Here is a 15823-nt window from a genome sequence, read left to right as displayed (position 1 = left end):
CGCTGACCCCAATTTCCATGCGCCCCACAAGGTTCGCTACGTGATCGAGTTCCAACAGGTACACAAGACCTACCGCGTTGCCGGTAGGGAAATTCCCGCACTGAATCCGACCACCCTGACCATCGAGAATGGCCAGGTGTTCGGCCTGATCGGCCATTCCGGCGCCGGCAAGAGCACCATGCTGCGCCTGATCAACCGCCTGGAAGAGCCTTCCGGCGGCAAGATCATCGTCGACGGCGAAGACGTCACCGCGTTCAACGCCAACCAGTTGCGCGGCTTCCGCCAGCAGGTCGGGATGATTTTCCAGCACTTCAACCTGCTGGCCTCCAAGACTGTCGCCGACAACGTCGGCCTGCCGCTGACCCTGGCGGGCGAACTGTCGCGCAGCGAGATCGACAAGCGGGTCACCGAGCTGCTGGCCCGGGTCGGCCTTTCCGACCACGCCAGGAAGTACCCGGCACAACTGTCCGGTGGCCAGAAGCAGCGCGTCGGCATCGCCCGCGCCTTGTCCACCAACCCGAAAATCCTGTTGTGCGACGAGGCCACCAGCGCCCTCGACCCGCAGACCACGGCCTCGGTCCTGCAATTGCTGGCCGAGATCAACCGCGAGCTGAAGCTGACCATCGTGCTGATCACCCACGAAATGGACGTGATCCGCCGGGTCTGCGACCGCGTGGCGGTGATGGATGCCGGCCAGATCGTCGAGCAAGGCCCGGTAGCCGAGGTGTTCCTGCACCCGCAGCACCCGACCACCAAGCGCTTTGTCCAGGAAGACGAGCAGGTCGACGAGGGTGAGCAACGCGACGACTTCGCCCACGTGCCAGGACGCATCGTACGCCTGACCTTCCAGGGCGATGCCACCTACGCGCCGCTGCTGGGCACCGTCGCCCGCGAGACCGGCGTGGACTACAGCATCCTCGCCGGGCGCATCGACCGCATCAAGGACGTGCCCTATGGCCAGCTGACCCTCGCCCTGATCGGCGGTGACATGGAAGCGGCGTTCACCCGCTTCAAGGCAGCTGACGTACATATGGAGGTACTGCGTTGATGGACGCCCTGAATTTCTTCGCCAACGTCGACTGGGCCGAAATCTGGCTGGCCACCGTCGACACCATGATCATGCTGTTCGGCTCGCTGTTCTTCACCGTGCTGCTGGGCTTGCCGCTGGGCGTGCTGCTGTTCCTCTGCGGGCCCAGGCAGATGTTCGAGCAGAAGGGCGTTTATGCATTGCTGTCGCTGGTCGTGAACATTCTGCGTTCGCTGCCGTTCATCATCCTGTTGATCGTGATGATCCCGATCACCGTGCTGATCACCGGCACTTCGCTGGGCGTCGCGGGTGCCATCCCGCCGCTGGTCGTCGGTGCCACACCGTTCTTCGCACGCCTGGTGGAAACTGCCTTGCGTGAAGTAGACCGCGGCATCATCGAAGCCACCCAGTCGATGGGCGCCACCACCCGCCAGATCATCACCAACGCATTGCTGCCGGAGGCCCGCCCGGGCATCTTCGCGGCCATTACCGTGACCGCCATCACCCTGGTGTCGTACACCGCCATGGCCGGCGTGGTGGGTGCCGGCGGCCTGGGCGACCTGGCCATCCGCTTCGGTTACCAGCGTTTCCAGACCGATGTGATGGTGGTAACCGTGGTTCTGCTGCTGGTACTGGTTCAAGTACTGCAAAGCGTGGGCGACAAACTGGTCGTGCATTTTTCCCGTAAATAACCCCAATGGGGTCGGCCTGGCCGACCCGTTCGGGGGCCGTCGCGGCCCTCACAAGGAGTGCTCAATGAAGAAGCTGCTTGCTGTTGTCGCCGCTGTCGCGGCCTTCTCGGCCCACGCCGAGTCCCTGACCGTCGCCGCCACCCCGGTGCCACACGCCGAGATCCTCAACTTCGTCAAACCTGCCCTGGCAAAAGAGGGCGTGGAGCTGAAGGTCAAGGAATTCACCGATTACATCCAGCCGAACGTGCAAGTGGCGGAAAAGCGCCTGGATGCCAACTTCTTCCAGCACCAGCCGTACCTGGATGAATTCAACAAGGCCAAGGGTACCCAGCTGGTCAGCGTGACTGGCGTGCATATCGAGCCACTGGGCGTGTACTCGGCCAAGATCAAGAAGCTGGACGAGCTGTCCTCCGGCGCCACCGTGGTCATCCCCAACGACGCTACCAACGGTGGCCGCGCCCTGCTGCTGCTGGACAAGGCCGGCGTGATCAAGCTGAAGGACAACAAGAACATCCTGTCCACCGTGAAGGATGTTGCCGAAAACCCGAAAAGCCTGAAATTCCGTGAGCTGGAAGCCGCCACCATCCCGCGCGTGCTGACCCAGGTCGATGCCGCCCTGATCAACACCAACTATGCGCTGGAAGCCAAGCTGAACCCGGAAAAAGACGCCCTGGTGATCGAAGGCAGCGATTCGCCGTACGTGAACATCCTGGTTGCCCGCCCGGACAACAAGGACTCGGAGGCGATGAAGAAGCTGGCCGCTGCGCTGCACTCGCCTGAGGTCAAGCAGTTCATCAACGAGAAGTACAAGGGCGCTGTGGTTCCGGCGTTCTGATCCGAACTATCGCGCTGGATTCTTCGCGGGCACGCCCGCTCCCACAGGTACATCGCTGGCCTCAGGCCTTGTGATATCTCTGTGGGAGCGGGCGTGCCCGCGAAGCTTTTCAGGGGACCCACTCAGTCCCGCTTCACCAGCCCCGGCAACTGCGCCACAAGCTTCTGGTTGTTGAACGGCGCCCGAATGAACCCGCGCTGGCGCCCGTCCGGCCCCACAACCGCCAGGTTGCCGCTGTGATCCACGGTATACCCCGGCTTGCTGGTATCCGCTGGAATGAACGGAATGCTCAAGGCATTGGCCAGCTTCTGGGTATCCTCGATCGACCCCGCCACCCCGACGAAGTCCTTGTCGAAATAACCCAGGTACTGTTTCAGCTGGTTCGGCGTGTCACGGTTCGGGTCCACGCTCACCAGCACCACCTGCAGCCGATCGACCGCCTCCTTGGGCAGCTCGCTCTTGACCTGGCGCAGCTGGGCCAGGGTGGTCGGGCAGATATCCGGGCAATACGTGTAGCCAAAGAACAGCAGCGACCATTTGCCTTTCAGGTCATCCAGGCGCACCGGCTGGCCATCCTGGTTGGTCATGGTGACGTCGGCCACGGCACGGCTCTGCGGCAGCAGGATGATGCCGGCATCGATCAGCTCGGTCGGGTTGGGTTGGCCGCGGCCATTGAGGACCTTGTTGACGGTCAGGCCCAGAATCAGCGCGACCAGGGCAACGAGGATGAAGACAGTTTTCTGGGTTCGGGTCATAGGTTCAGCAACAGGTAGTGGTCAACGAGCAACGCGATGAACAGCGCGAACAGGTAGCCGATAGAGTACTTGAAGGTGCCGATCGCCGCGTGCGGCCGGCTGCCACGGTACAACACCCAGGCCCATTGCAGGAAGCGCGCACCCAGCAGGACGGCACAGGCCAGGTACAGCGGGCCACTCATGTGGATGACGTAGGGCAGCAGGGTGATCGCCAGCAGCACCAGGGTGTACAGCAGGATATGCAGCTTGGTGTAGCGCTCGCCGTGGGTCACCGGCAGCATCGGGATGTCGGCCTTGGCATATTCCGCTTTGCGGTGAATGGCCAGGGCCCAGAAATGCGGTGGCGTCCAGGCAAAGATGATCAGCACCAGCAACAGCGGTTCGGCACTGACGTGCCCGGTGACCGCGACCCAGCCAAGCAGCGGCGGGGCGGCCCCGGCCAGGCCGCCGATGACGATGTTCTGTGGCGTGGCACGCTTGAGAAAGCCGGTATAGATCACCGCATAGCCCACCAGCGAAGCCAGGGTCAGCCAGGCCGTAAGGGGGTTGGTGAACACCAGCAACAAGGCCATGCCCGCCAGCGCCAGGCCCAAGGCAAACAGCAGCGCCGGCAGCGGCTCGACGCGCCCTTGGGCCAGAGGGCGCTTGTGGGTGCGCGCCATCAGGGCATCGATACGCCGGTCCACGACGTGATTGACCACCGCCGCACCGCCTGCGCACAAGCCAATGCCGAGGTTGCCGAACACCAGCACCTGCCAGGCCACCCCGGCACGGCTGGCGAGCAACATGCCCACCAGCGAGGTGATCAGCATCAGCACCACCACCTTGGGCTTGGTCAGTTCCAGGTAGTCGCGCCAGCCGGCACGTTGTCCCTGTGCTTTCAGAAGCGTCGCCACAGTGCATTCCTCGGGTGTGGGGCGACGCCCGCGCCGGCCATCGGCGTCAGGCGCCAGCCATGGCTGATATGAATTTGGTCAGCCACCCGGATGCGGTAGTTCAGGAAAACCATGGTCAGCAGCAGCAGCGCCCCGCCAGCGTTGTGCGCCACGGCCACTGCCAGAGGCAGGTGGAACACCACGTTGGCCAGGCCCAGGCTCACCTGCAGCGCCAATGCCAGCAATACCAGGCGCGCCAGGCCATTGAGCTGGTTGCGGTGCAGCTTCCAGCTGAGCAGCAACAGCACAAGCGTTACCGCCAGTGCTCCCAGGCGGTGGCTGATGTGGATAGCGGTGCGCGCGTCGCTGTCGAGCTGGCCACCCAGGTAATTCGGGCCGACCTGCTGGGTCAGATGGAAGCCATTGCTGAAGTCGGCTGCCGGCCACCACTCACCGTGACAGGTCGGCAAGTCGATGCAGGCCACGGCGGCGTAATTGGAGCTGACCCAACCGCCAAGGGCGACCTGGCCAATCACTACCAGCAACGCCAGCGCAGCGACCCGACGCAGGCTCAGCGGCAATTTTGGCAAAGGCGCAAACGCCCGGGACAGACGCAGGGATAACAGGAACAGCAAGCTCAGCGTGGTGAAGCCGCCCAGCAGGTGTGCAGTCACCACTTGCGGCCAGAGTTGCAGGGTAACGGTCCACATGCCGAAAGCGGCCTGGGCCAGCACCACGCCCAGCAACAGCAAGGGCAGCCGATAAGGCTGCCCATCGCGGCTATGATGGCGCACCGCCTGGAAGGCGAGCAGGGCGATGACCACCGCCAGCGTGCCGGCGAAGTAGCGATGCACCATTTCCGCCCAACCCTTGGCAGCTTCCACCGGATGATCGGGAAAATGCAGCTCGGCATGGGCCAGCTGCGCTTCGCTCTTGGGCACGCTGATGAAGCCATAGCAACCTGGCCAGTCTGGGCAACCGAGGCCGGCGTGGGTCAGGCGGGTATAGGCACCAAGCAGGACGACCAGCAGTGCCAGCAGGGTGGCGAACACAGCAAGGCGGAATCCGGGTCTGGCCATGGCAGGCTCCTAGCCGATGTTGGACAGCTTGAGCAGGTGGCGCAGGTCGTCCAGCACATGCTTGCCGTTGACCTTGGCGTCGTAGCGCAGCACCAGGTTGCCGTGCGGGTCGACGATCCACAGCTGCGGGCCGGCCTCGCCGACCTTCTGCAGGTAGCGTTGCGCATCCAGTGGGTAACGCTGCAACTGTGGATACTCGCGGCCAAGCAGCACCTGGTAGTCGGCGCTCAGCGGCTGGGCGCTGGCCAGCGCATGGCTGGCACGGCTGGCGTCACGGCCCAGGCCCACCTGGATCTGCCGGGCCAGGTACACCAGGCGCTGGCAATCATCGGCACAGGCTTCGGGGGCGCTTACCAGCAATTGCCAGCGTTCGTCCTGGCCCGCCACGCCAAGATCGGCACGGCTTTCACCGTTGCCAATCATCACGCCGTGGTAGCTGCGGCCATCCGGCACCCAGAATTTCAGCTTGTACATGCTGGTGGCAAGGATCATCGGCCCGAGCACCACCAGAAGGATCAGGATCAGTTGCAAACGCCCACGGGCTCTGGGTTTGCTGCGTTCAGGCACGTCCAGTGGAGTGGCGGTGGCCATGGCGTTTCTCCTTGTTGTGGTGCCAGCCGAAATAGAGGTAGAGCAGCACCAGCGCAGCCGCGAGGGCAAACCACTGCACGGCGTACCCCAGGTGTTTTTCCGGGCCCATGGCGACAACCGGCCAGTCCAGGCGATAGGCTGCCGGGCCAGGTTCCAGGCGCAGTTCATGGGCGAAGCCTTCGCGATCGAGCTGCTGCCACAGCTGTGCGGCATCGACAGCGGTCAGCAAATGCGGCCACTGGCCGCCTGCCGGGTCGGGGTGCAACTGGAACGTGCTGCCTGGCGTGACATACACCGCAGCATCCAGCGCCAGCGCCTGGGCTGGCGTATCGAAGTGCACCGGCACGCGGCGATCCGGCCATGGCAACCAGCCACGATTGACCAGCAGCCACAGGCCGCTGGCCTGGTCATGGAAGGGTTGCAGCAACTCGACACCGGCCCGGCCATCGCGCAGGCGGTTGTCGAGCAAAAGGCTGTGTTCACCGTCGAAGCGGCCATACAGGTGCACGCGGCGGAAGGCGTTGTCCGGGTTTGCGGTCAGCTGTGCCATGGCCAGGGGCGCCTCGGCCCGGCGCTCGGCATAAGTGGCCAGCAGCAGGCGCTTTTCCGTGGCGCGGCCGAGCTGCCAGCAGCCCAGCGCGACCAGCCCCGGCAGTAGCGCAAGCACCACCAGGGTGGGTACCCAGCCCGGGCGAAACGGCCTCATCGGTGCCTCGCCAGGTCGCTCGCTATACTTGTCCACATCACCGCATCCCCCCGGGAGTATCGCCATGCTCAAGGCCGCGATTGTCCTGATGCTGTTGGCCACGATTGCCAGCCTGTTCAGTGGGCTGGTGTTTCTGGTCAAGGACGAGGAAAACTCGACCCGCCTGCTGAAGGCGCTGACCGTGCGGGTGACCCTGGCAGCCCTGACCATCGGCCTGGTCGCCTGGGGCTTCATCAGTGGTCAGCTGGTTTCTCACGCCCCCTTCTGAATCTGTATCACTTCGACTGGCCCCGCCTCGTGGGAGCAGTCAGTTGTCAAAGCACGTATACAAAGATGAACAGCCCCACCCAGACCACGTCGACGAAATGCCAGTACCAGCTGGCGGCCTCGAAACCAAAGTGCTTGTCCGGGTTGAAGTGCCCACGCAGGATGCGCAGGAACATCACGATCAGGATGATCGTGCCCAGCGTCACGTGGGCCCCGTGGAAGCCGGTCAGCATGAAGAACGTCGCGCCGTAGATCCCCGAGCCCAGCGTCAGCCCCAGCTTGGTGTAGGCCTCGTGGTACTCGTAGGCCTGCAGCGCAATGAAGCTGGCCCCGAGGATGATGGTCAGCGCCATCCACAATTTCAGCGCGCCACGGTGGTCACGGCGCAGCGCATGGTGGGCAATGGTGATGGTCACGCTGGAGCTCACCAGCAGGATGGTGTTGATCAGCGGCAGGTGCCACGGGTCGATCACTTCCTTCGGCGGCGGGAACAGTTTCGGGTCCGGCGTGTGCAGTAGCGGCCAGGTGAAGTCGAAAGTCGGCCACAGCATGTGCGCCACCCCCTTGGCCCCTTCCCCCCCCAGCCACGGGCCGGCCAGCACGCGCACATAGAACAGCGCACCGAAGAACGCCAGGAAGAACATCACCTCGGAAAAGATGAACCAACTCATGCCCCAGCGGAACGAACGGTCCAGCTGCGGGCTGTACAGCCCCGCGCGGCTCTCCCGCACCACCGAGCCGAACCAGCCAAACAACATGTAGGCCAGGAACAATGCGCCAACGAAGAAGATCAGCGGCCCGTGCGACTCAGGGTGGCCGGCCTTCATGTCGTTGAACCAGGTACCCAGGCCGAACACGGTGATGAACATGCCGATGGTGGCGATGATCGGCCATTTGCTCTGCGCCGGGACGTAGTAGTGCTCGTGACTTGCCATTGCTGTTCTCCTTCCCTTAACGGGCGCCCTGGACGTCCTGCGCCGCGATGTGCGCGACCGGCGGGTGGCGAGCGGTGATGTCGAACAAGGTGTAGGCCAGTGTCAGGTGCTTCACGCTGGCCGGCAGGTCGCGGTCGACGATGAAGCGCACCGGCATCTCGATGCGTTCGCCGGGCTGCAGCACCTGCTGGGTAAAGCAGAAGCACTCGGTCTTGTGGAAGTACGCCGCAGCCTCGGCCGGGGTAATGCTGGGGATGGCCTGGGCACTCATTGGCCGATCGGTCGGGTTGTGGGCGATGAAGATCATCTGGTTCACCGCGCCCGGGTTGACTTCCAGCTGATCCGCCGTGGAGTAGAAGTCCCAGACCATGTCGCCGGCATTGGTCGACATGAACTGCACCCGCACCGAACGCGTCGGGTCGGCAAGCTGGCTGCCTTCATACTGCCCGCCAGTCTTGCCATTGATGCCGAAAGCCTTGCACATCACGTCGTAGATCGGCACCAGGGCGAAGCCGAAGGCAAACATCACCACCGTCAGCATCAGCAGGCGCAGCACCAGGTGTCTGAGCGAAAGGCCGTTCATGGCAGCGTTCCTACTTCACTTCCGGTGGGGTCTGGAAAGTGTGGTAGGGCGCAGGCGAGGGAATCGACCACTCCAGGCCCTCAGCGCCATCCCAGGGTTTGGCCGGCGCCGGCGCGCCGCCACGGATGCACTTGATGACGATGAACAGGAAGAAAATCTGCGTGGCACCGAACATGAAGGCGCCGATCGACGACACCATGTTGAAGTCGGCAAATTGCAGGTTGTAGTCGGGAATTCGCCGCGGCATGCCGGCCAGCCCGACGAAGTGCATGGGGAAGAACGCCAGGTTCATGCCGATGAACGACAGCCAGAAGTGCAGCTTACCGAGGGTTTCGTCGTACATGTGGCCGGTCCATTTCGGCAGCCAGTAGTAGGCCGAGGCGAAGATCCCGAAGATGGCCCCGGGCACCAGCACGTAGTGGAAGTGCGCCACCACGAAATAGGTGTCGTGGTACTGGAAATCGGCCGGCGCGATGGCCAGCATCAACCCGCTGAAGCCGCCGATGGTGAACAGGATGACGAAGGCGATGGCAAACAGCATCGGCGTCTCGAAGGTGAGCGAGCCCTCCCACATGGTGCTGACCCAGTTAAACACCTTCACCCCGGTGGGCACGGCGATCAGCATGGTTGCGTACATGAAGAACAGTTCGCCGACCACCGGGATGCCGACCACGAACATGTGATGGGCCCAGACGATGAATGACAGGAAGGCGATCGCGCCGGTGGCGTACACCATGGAGGTGTAGCCGAACAGCGGCTTGCGCGAGAACGCCGGGATGATCGAACTGACCGCGCCGAAGGCCGGCAGGATCATGATGTATACCTCGGGGTGGCCGAAGAACCAGAACACGTGCTGGAACAGCACCGGGTCACCACCACCGGCGGCACTGAAGAAGCTGGTGCCGAAGTGGATGTCCATCAGCATCATGGTCACCACACCGGCCAGCACCGGCATCACTGCAATCAGCAGGAACGCGGTAATCAGCCAGGTCCAGACGAACAGCGGCATCTTCATCAGGGTCATGCCCGGCGCGCGCAGGTTGAGGATGGTGGCGATCACGTTGATCGCGCCCATGATCGAGCTGATACCCATCAGGTGGATGGCGAAGATGAAGAAGGTGACACTGGCCGGGGCGTAGGTGGTGGACAGCGGGGCGTAGAAGGTCCAGCCGAAATTCGGCCCGCCTCCCGGGCTGAACAGGGTCGACACCAGCAACAGGAAGGCCGCTGGCAACAACCAGAAACTGAAGTTGTTCATCCGTGGCAGGGCCATGTCGGGCGCACCAATCATCAGCGGGATCATCCAGTTGGCCAGGCCGACGAAAGCCGGCATCACGGCGCCGAACACCATGATCAGGCCGTGCATGGTGGTCATCTGGTTGAAGAACGCCGGTTCCACGATCTGCAACCCGGGCTGGAACAGTTCGGCGCGGATCACCATGGCGAACGAGCCGCCGAGCAGGAACATGATGAAGCTGAACCACAGGTACATCGTGCCGATGTCCTTGTGGTTGGTGGTCAGCACCCAGCGCATCAGGCCCTTGGCTGGCCCGTGTGCATGCTCATGGCCGTGGGCGTGGTCGTCGATCACTGCACTCATGTCCTGTCTCCTGCAATCCACTGATTGCCGCGCGTAACCCGGTTCATTGCGCTTCTGCCTGCTTCAGTGCCAACACGTCCTTCGGCGTGACCATGTCGCCTTTGTTGTTGCCCCAGGCGTTACGCTCGTAGGTGATCACGGCGGCGATGTCGACTTCCGAAAGCTGCTTGCCGAAGGCGGCCATGGCAGTGCCGGGCTTGCCATGGAAGACGATGCCCAGGTGGGCCTCCTTCGGCCCGGTAGCGATCTTCGAGCCCTTGAGCGCCGGGAACATCGGCGGCAAGCCCTGGCCTTCGGCCTGGTGACAGGCCACGCAGGTGGTGTGGTAGACCTTGTCGCCACGCTCCACCAGCTCTTGCAGGGTCCATTCCTTGCTGGTCAGCTCCTTGAGCTTGGCGGCTTCGGCCTTGCGCTCGCCAAGCCAGGTGTCGTAATCGGCCTTGGACTTGACCTCGACCACCACCGGCATGAAGCCATGGTCCTTGCCGCACAGCTCGGTGCACTGGCCACGGTAGATGCCGGGCTTGTCGATACGGGTCCAGGCTTCGTTGACGAAACCGGGGATGGCATCACGCTTGACCGCGAACGCCGGCACCCACCAGGAGTGGATGACGTCGGCGGCGGTCACCAGGAAGCGCACCTTGGCGCCGACCGGCAGCACCAGCGGCTGGTCGACTTCGAGCAGGTAGTGCTCGTCCTTGGGAGCCTGGTTATGGATCTGGTCGGCAGGGGTGGCCAGGTTGCTGAAGAACTCCACGTCCTGGCCAAGGTATTTGTAGTGCCATTTCCACTGGTAGCCGGTGACCTGTATGTCGATGTCCGACTCACTGGCGTCGTAGATGTCGATCAGGGTCTTGGTGGCCGGGATCGCCATCGCCACCAGAATCAGGAATGGGACTACGGTCCAGAGGATCTCCACCCAGGTATGCTCATGGAAATGCGCAGCCTGCTGGCCGGTGGAGCGGCGGTGGATGACCATGGACCAGAACATTGCGCCGAACACGACGACGCCGATGATCACGCAGATCCAGAAGATGGTCATGTGCAGGTCGAAGACGGCGTTGGAGACTTCCGTCGCCCCCGGGTGCATGTTCACGGTCCAGGCAGCGTTGGCCTGACCAAAAACCGACCACAACAGGAGGCCCATCCAGACATGTGGATGTCGCATCATTGCGGGTTCCCCTTCTCGTTCTTGTAGTCCCGGAGGCGTGGCCTGCGGCAAGAGGGAACGGCGGTCAAGACTGCCTGGCTTCGACGACCGAGCCCCTGCTAAAAGCAGTCGGGCCTCATCAACGAATCACGTTCACCGGGAGTATAGACAGCGACCAATGGCACGCAACGACACCGGTGAAATGAACTTCATGAAATGGCCGAACCGTGCGGAAAACCGCGCGCTTGACAGCGCATGGCGCGATAATGGCATTTCGATATACCTAAGCATGCGCAGCGTTGCGCCACTTATAACAAATGCGTCTTAGGTATTCTGTATACCGAGCTAATTTAGTGTCTTCCGTTTGAAACGTAATGTCCCTGGAGTTGTCATGAACATCGCTGCTGTACGCGAGCAGGTAAGCCAAGCCCACCAACACGAAGGCCGGACCGGCCAACTGAAAAAGCGTCTCGAGCTGCAACTGCCCCATCTGCACCCCTTGATCCAACTGCCTGAGCAGGACGCCCAGGGTACTTTGGCGCGCTTCGTCAGCGCCTACATCGACCAGGTTCCGGAACTGCTGGAGGCTGCCCACGAGGTGGCCCGCGAAGCCGGGATCGAATCGCAGATCACCCCGGTACTGAAGATTGCCGAGGCTTACTTCCTGCAGCCGCCCAGCGTGATGCAGGGGCATGTGGGGCTGGACTGCCTGCTGGATGAGGCTTACCTGGCGCACCGCCTGGTGGAGGAGGTCAACGACCTGTACATCCGCCACTTCCAGCAGCCGCTGATTCCGGTCGACACCACCGTTGCCAACCTGATCGCCCACCAGTTGATTGGTGAAACCTTCGCCAACCAGCTGGATGAGGTGGTGCATCATTCGGTGGATCAGATGCTCGACGACGAGAGCTTCGCCAGCGAGTCGGTGGAAGCCTATCGCGCAGCCCTGAGCAGCCCGCAGACAGGCGCGGCCTGGAAGCGCTGGCCGTGCCTGTCCCGTCAGTTGAACGTGGCGTTCGGCCAGACAGGCGCCTGACCCGCACGACCGTCCGGGGAAGGCGGTCCTTCTGCTACCCGTTCGGGCTCATCGCTACTGTCATCCCGCCGTCTGAAGGCGGCGCTTTCCTATTTCAAGGTGATGACAATGACGATCAGAAGAAACCGAGTGTTCACGGACCTGCTGCGTGGTACCTATCGCACGATATGGGGCAACTGGGGCCTCAACCCATCGATCAAGCCTGGCGCCGTCGGCATCGTCGATTCCGATTCCGGCGACTTCAAGCTGGTCGCCGATGCCCTGCCCGGCGTCGAGGTCAGCAAGAATCTGCAGAGCCGCAAGTGGGACTTCAAGTCCAGTGGTGTGACCTGCAGGAGCGTCAGCGCCAAAGGGCAGGGAGTGATCCTCGATCCGGTCACGGGGGTCGAGGTCAAACCGGATGCCGCATTGGAGTGGACCTTCGACAAGGAAAATGCCATCACCTCCGAGTTTGCCATCGCCGGTGAGCACAGCATCTGCAACCTCTGCGTGCTGGACGATCAGTACGAATGGCTGCTTGCCCAGGCACGCAAGGTGAACATGGCAACCAGCGCCGGTATATCGGAAGGTTTTGGCGTCGTCACCTCGGTGGTCTACGCCAGCAGTGGCCTGAATGCGGTGTCAAAGAAGAGCAAGGCAAGCTTCACCGTTGCCGGCAGCGCGACTGGCCTGAACCGCTTGCTCGGTGAAGAGGGCATTTCGGGCAACGGCAAGGCGAGTTATCTGTTCATCAGCAACTCAAGTGAAGTCGAGACACACACCCTGCCGGCCAAAAGCGGTGAAGTGGCAACAGCCCCCCTGCCTGTGGCCTATTACTTCGCATCGTACGCAGGCAGCCGGGTGTTGATTCCGAGCTGGGTCGGCAAGATTGGGGTATTGAACCTGCATGTCGACAGCAAGGCCTCGTCTCTGACTACCTACACCACCAAAGTCACGCTCGCCTACCAGACGCCCTCTGGCCCTGTGGAACATTCCAGTACCGTAATCGGCGGTAGCTCGGCGAGCTTTGGCGATATCCCGCTGACAGCCACCGAGATGGTGCTGACAGCGGAATTCGTCAACATCGGCGCGAATAACCGCAAATCGCTGAAGTGGAACACCCCCGCCACCGAGTGGCTGGGTGGCACCCGTACGGTCAACCTGACCGGTACTTGGCCGGGTTCACCAGAGCTGATCGAGGTGAAGAACTGACCTCAGGCACCCGCCACGCTTCGCAGACGTCCCTCCACCCTGCGCTTGAGCCCTCGTTGTTCAATGCGCAGGATCGAGCCACTGGTTCTGCTCCAGTCCTCCAGCAGCTCCAGGCAGGAGTGGTCGATGTAGGTCAGGTTGGCCAGCGGCACATGCAACGTAGTCCCCGCAGGCACGCTATCGAGTACCTGGGTCAGGGCAGGTACCTTGAGGAAGGTTGCCGCACCGCTCAGGCGTAACTCCATATGGCCGCTGGTCTCGAGCTGGGCGAGGCTGATCTTCAGGCGTGCCGCCTTGAAGGCCAGCTTCAGCAGCGTCAGGGCAAAGCCCAGCAACACCCCGGTCAACAGGTCGGTAAAGATGATCGTCACGGCTGTCGCCACGTAGGTGAACATCGGCATCCTGCCGTAGCGGCTCAGGCCGCGCAGGGCCTTGAAGTCGACCAGCTTCACGCCGGTGTACACCAGCACGCCCGCCAGGCTCGCCACCGGAATCTGCTGCAGCACGCTGCCCAGAGCCACGACGAACGCCAACAACCATGCGCCATGCAGAATGGCCGAAGCCCGTGTTTGTGCACCTGCCTGCACATTGGCCGAGCTGCGTACGATGACGCCAGTCATTGGCAGCGCGCCCAGCAACCCGCAAAGCATGTTGCCAATCCCTTGTGCCGAGAGCTCACGGTCGAAGTCTGAACGTTGCCCGCTATGCATGCGATCCACCGCAGCGGCGGACAACAAGGTTTCGGCGCTGGCGATGAAGGCCAATGCGAAAGCGGCAACCAGCAGGGAAGGATCGGCCAGCTTCATGAGGTCATCGGGGCGGATCCAGTCGATGGCTTCGGTCAGGTCCGTCGGCACCTGTACCCGGTTCACCGGCAGTGCCAGCCACATGGCGATAACCGTCATCGCTGCCACGCCCAACAAGGCACCGGGAACGAAACGCAGCTTGCGCGGCCGCAAGCGCTCCCACCCCCACATGATGGCGATGGTACCCAGCCCGAGTGCACCGGCTTGCCAACCAGAGCCCGCATTCTCCACCGGCAGGGCAGCCGCCACGGTCGAAGGAAATTCCACCAGGTTCTGCAGGCCCGAAGGCTGCGGTGTTGTGTCGAACATCACATGCACCTGGGACAGGACGATCAGCACACCGATACCTGCGAGCATGCCGTAAACAACCGCTGGGGCGGTGACACGGAACCAGCACCCCAGGCGCAGGCGCCCGGCCAGCAATTGCAGCAGGCCAGCCAGCAGCAAGATCGGCCCGAGCATGGCCATGCCATGCTGGCGCACCAGTTCGAACACCAGCACGGCCAGGCCAGCGGCCGGGCCACTCACCTGCAGCGGCGAGCCAGCGAGGAAACCCACGACGACGCCGCCGATGATGCCGGTAATCAAGCCTTTGGCCGGCGGCATCCCCGAAGCGATTGCAATACCCATGCATAACGGCAGGGCCACCAGGAAGACCACTACCGACGCCAGCAACTCACGCGGCAGGGCCGCTTTCAACTGTGTAATGTTCACCGTTGTTTCTCCTTTCTTTGTCACACAGCCATTCCCCTGGCCATGGGCACGTTTGCCCCTGACAAGCGCGCAGGCGCAGGCCGCCAGCAGGCATGCCGGCAGGGCAGTCAGGGAATTAAAGGCAGCCGAAGGCCGCGCCACACCCCGGAAGGGTGCAGCCGGCTATCAAGGTTTCAGCAGGCGGATGGGTCGCTTAGTAGCGGCCTCTCGGAGTAGCGCAGGGGACCGGCTCGCCAGCGGCCAGCGGCAGGAAGCTATCGCTGGCGGCGTCGTAGGCTTCGATCTTGCTGGTCTCGATGTCGTAGACCCAGCCATGGATGAACAGCTCACCGGCTGCCAGGCGCGAAGCCACCGACGGGTGGGTGCGCAGGTGATGCAGCTGGGCGATGACGTTTTCCTTGGTCAGCACCTGCATCGTTTCGTGTTCGCTTCCGCACGAGCAGTTGTTCTCGACCACGGTGCGGGCCACTTCGGCGTGGCGCAACCAGGCGGAAACGGTCGGCATCTTGGCCAGCGACTGCGGGTTGAGCACCGCACGCATGGCGCCGCAGTCGGAGTGGCCACAGACGATGATGTGGTGCACTTTCAACGCCAGCACGGCGTACTCGATGGCACTGGAAACGCCGCCGTTCATCTGACCGTAGGGCGGTACCACGTTGCCGACGTTACGGGTCACGAACAAGTCGCCCGGCGAGCTCTGGGTAATCAGCTCGGGAACGATGCGCGAGTCGGCACAGGTGATGAACATGGCGCGCGGGGTTTGCGCGGTGGCGAGCTTCTTGAACAGCTCTTGCTGCTCGGGGAAAACGTCATGGTGAAAACGCAGGAAGCCGTCGACGATGTGCTTAAGGGCGGCATCGGCGCTCTCCGCGGGGACCTGCGGAACGACCTTGGATGGGTCCTTGACGGGCATGATTCATCCTCTTGACGGTGTGTAGGTAAATCCATTTTACCGGTGAAAGATTCTGGCTATGCAGGGTT

At 62.7% G+C, this 15823-nt stretch carries 17 protein-coding genes; 6 read left to right on the top strand and 11 right to left on the bottom strand.

What is annotated here, in order from left to right; all coding sequences use genetic code 11:
• The first annotated feature begins 40 nt into the window (after positions 1-40).
• The 3 genes from ACLEJP_RS06070 to ACLEJP_RS06060 all read left to right on the top strand — a co-directional run bounded on the left by ACLEJP_RS06070 (position 41) and on the right by ACLEJP_RS06060 (position 2554).
• The gene (locus tag ACLEJP_RS06070) at positions 41-1048 is read left to right on the top strand and encodes a methionine ABC transporter ATP-binding protein (RefSeq protein ID WP_225779886.1); all 1008 of its coding nucleotides are present in this window, start codon (positions 41-43) and stop codon (positions 1046-1048) included.
• On the top strand, positions 1048-1719 hold the full coding sequence (locus ACLEJP_RS06065; RefSeq protein ID WP_011531522.1) for a methionine ABC transporter permease: 672 nt from the start codon (positions 1048-1050) through the stop codon (positions 1717-1719). Before ACLEJP_RS06070 ends, ACLEJP_RS06065 begins: the two co-directional genes overlap by 1 nt.
• 64 nt (positions 1720-1783) lie before the next feature.
• Positions 1784-2554, top strand: coding sequence for a MetQ/NlpA family ABC transporter substrate-binding protein (locus ACLEJP_RS06060; RefSeq protein WP_225779885.1), 771 nt, complete (start codon positions 1784-1786; stop codon positions 2552-2554).
• Positions 2555-2676: 122 nt separating this feature from the next.
• Here ACLEJP_RS06060 and ACLEJP_RS06055 read toward each other — a convergent pair whose 3' ends face one another.
• Genes ACLEJP_RS06055 through ACLEJP_RS06035 form a run of 5 tightly spaced genes read right to left on the bottom strand, consistent with a single transcriptional unit; the run spans position 2677 to position 6560 of the window.
• Positions 2677-3309: an SCO family protein gene (locus ACLEJP_RS06055; protein ID WP_440804906.1), complete on the bottom strand. Its 633-nt coding sequence runs from the start codon at positions 3307-3309 to the stop codon at positions 2677-2679.
• Positions 3306-4205, bottom strand: a complete 900-nt coding sequence (gene cyoE / locus ACLEJP_RS06050; RefSeq protein ID WP_440804905.1) for a heme o synthase — start codon at positions 4203-4205, stop codon at positions 3306-3308. The genes ACLEJP_RS06055 and cyoE overlap by 4 nt, the downstream gene beginning before the upstream one ends.
• Positions 4190-5263 (bottom strand): COX15/CtaA family protein, encoded by a 1074-nt coding sequence (locus ACLEJP_RS06045; RefSeq protein WP_440804904.1) that lies wholly within the window; start codon positions 5261-5263, stop codon positions 4190-4192. The genes cyoE and ACLEJP_RS06045 overlap by 16 nt, the downstream gene beginning before the upstream one ends.
• 9 nt (positions 5264-5272) lie before the next feature.
• A complete protein-coding gene (locus ACLEJP_RS06040) occupies positions 5273-5854 on the bottom strand; it encodes a hypothetical protein (RefSeq protein WP_440804903.1) in 582 nt (193 codons plus the stop codon).
• Complete coding sequence (locus ACLEJP_RS06035; RefSeq protein WP_440804902.1) at positions 5823-6560, bottom strand: SURF1 family protein; 738 nt, start codon at positions 6558-6560, stop codon at positions 5823-5825. Before ACLEJP_RS06035 ends, ACLEJP_RS06040 begins: the two co-directional genes overlap by 32 nt.
• 64 nt (positions 6561-6624) lie before the next feature.
• On the opposite strand from ACLEJP_RS06035, the gene ACLEJP_RS06030 reads away from it, so the two are divergent.
• A complete protein-coding gene (locus tag ACLEJP_RS06030) occupies positions 6625-6828 on the top strand; it encodes a twin transmembrane helix small protein (protein WP_225779880.1) in 204 nt (67 codons plus the stop codon).
• Positions 6829-6874: 46 nt separating this feature from the next.
• On the opposite strand, the gene ACLEJP_RS06025 is transcribed toward ACLEJP_RS06030, so the two are convergent.
• From ACLEJP_RS06025 to coxB, 4 genes are read right to left on the bottom strand one after another with little or no spacing between them, the layout of a single operon-like run.
• Positions 6875-7762, bottom strand: coding sequence for a cytochrome c oxidase subunit 3 (locus ACLEJP_RS06025; RefSeq protein ID WP_440804901.1), 888 nt, complete (start codon positions 7760-7762; stop codon positions 6875-6877).
• A 16-nt stretch (positions 7763-7778) separates the two neighbouring features.
• Positions 7779-8345, bottom strand: coding sequence for a cytochrome c oxidase assembly protein (locus ACLEJP_RS06020; RefSeq protein ID WP_440804899.1), 567 nt, complete (start codon positions 8343-8345; stop codon positions 7779-7781).
• 10 nt (positions 8346-8355) lie between these two features.
• Positions 8356-9945, bottom strand: coding sequence for a cytochrome c oxidase subunit I (gene ctaD / locus ACLEJP_RS06015; protein WP_225779877.1), 1590 nt, complete (start codon positions 9943-9945; stop codon positions 8356-8358).
• 43 nt (positions 9946-9988) lie between these two features.
• Positions 9989-11116 (bottom strand): cytochrome c oxidase subunit II, encoded by a 1128-nt coding sequence (gene coxB / locus ACLEJP_RS06010; RefSeq protein ID WP_225779876.1) that lies wholly within the window; start codon positions 11114-11116, stop codon positions 9989-9991.
• Positions 11117-11486: 370 nt separating this feature from the next.
• Between coxB and ACLEJP_RS06005 the strand changes: the two genes are divergently transcribed.
• Together ACLEJP_RS06005 and ACLEJP_RS06000 are read left to right on the top strand one after the other, a co-directional pair.
• A complete protein-coding gene (locus ACLEJP_RS06005; protein WP_440804898.1) occupies positions 11487-12131 on the top strand; it encodes a hypothetical protein in 645 nt (214 codons plus the stop codon).
• A gap of 102 nt (positions 12132-12233) precedes the next feature.
• Positions 12234-13322, top strand: coding sequence for a hypothetical protein (locus ACLEJP_RS06000; protein WP_440804896.1), 1089 nt, complete (start codon positions 12234-12236; stop codon positions 13320-13322).
• A 2-nt stretch (positions 13323-13324) separates the two neighbouring features.
• Here ACLEJP_RS06000 and ACLEJP_RS05995 read toward each other — a convergent pair whose 3' ends face one another.
• Together ACLEJP_RS05995 and ACLEJP_RS05990 are read right to left on the bottom strand one after the other, a co-directional pair.
• Positions 13325-14842 carry a SulP family inorganic anion transporter gene (locus ACLEJP_RS05995; RefSeq protein WP_440804894.1) on the bottom strand — a complete coding sequence of 506 codons (1518 nt, stop codon included), beginning with the start codon at positions 14840-14842 and terminating at the stop codon, positions 13325-13327.
• A 193-nt stretch (positions 14843-15035) separates the two neighbouring features.
• Positions 15036-15755: a carbonic anhydrase gene (locus ACLEJP_RS05990; RefSeq protein WP_440804892.1), complete on the bottom strand. Its 720-nt coding sequence runs from the start codon at positions 15753-15755 to the stop codon at positions 15036-15038.
• Positions 15756-15823 lie beyond the last annotated feature (68 nt).

The organism is Pseudomonas sp. SMV7 (assembly GCF_052041995.1).
GTDB lineage: Bacteria > Pseudomonadota > Gammaproteobacteria > Pseudomonadales > Pseudomonadaceae > Aquipseudomonas.
This window is presented reverse-complemented; position numbering and strand designations above follow the sequence as displayed.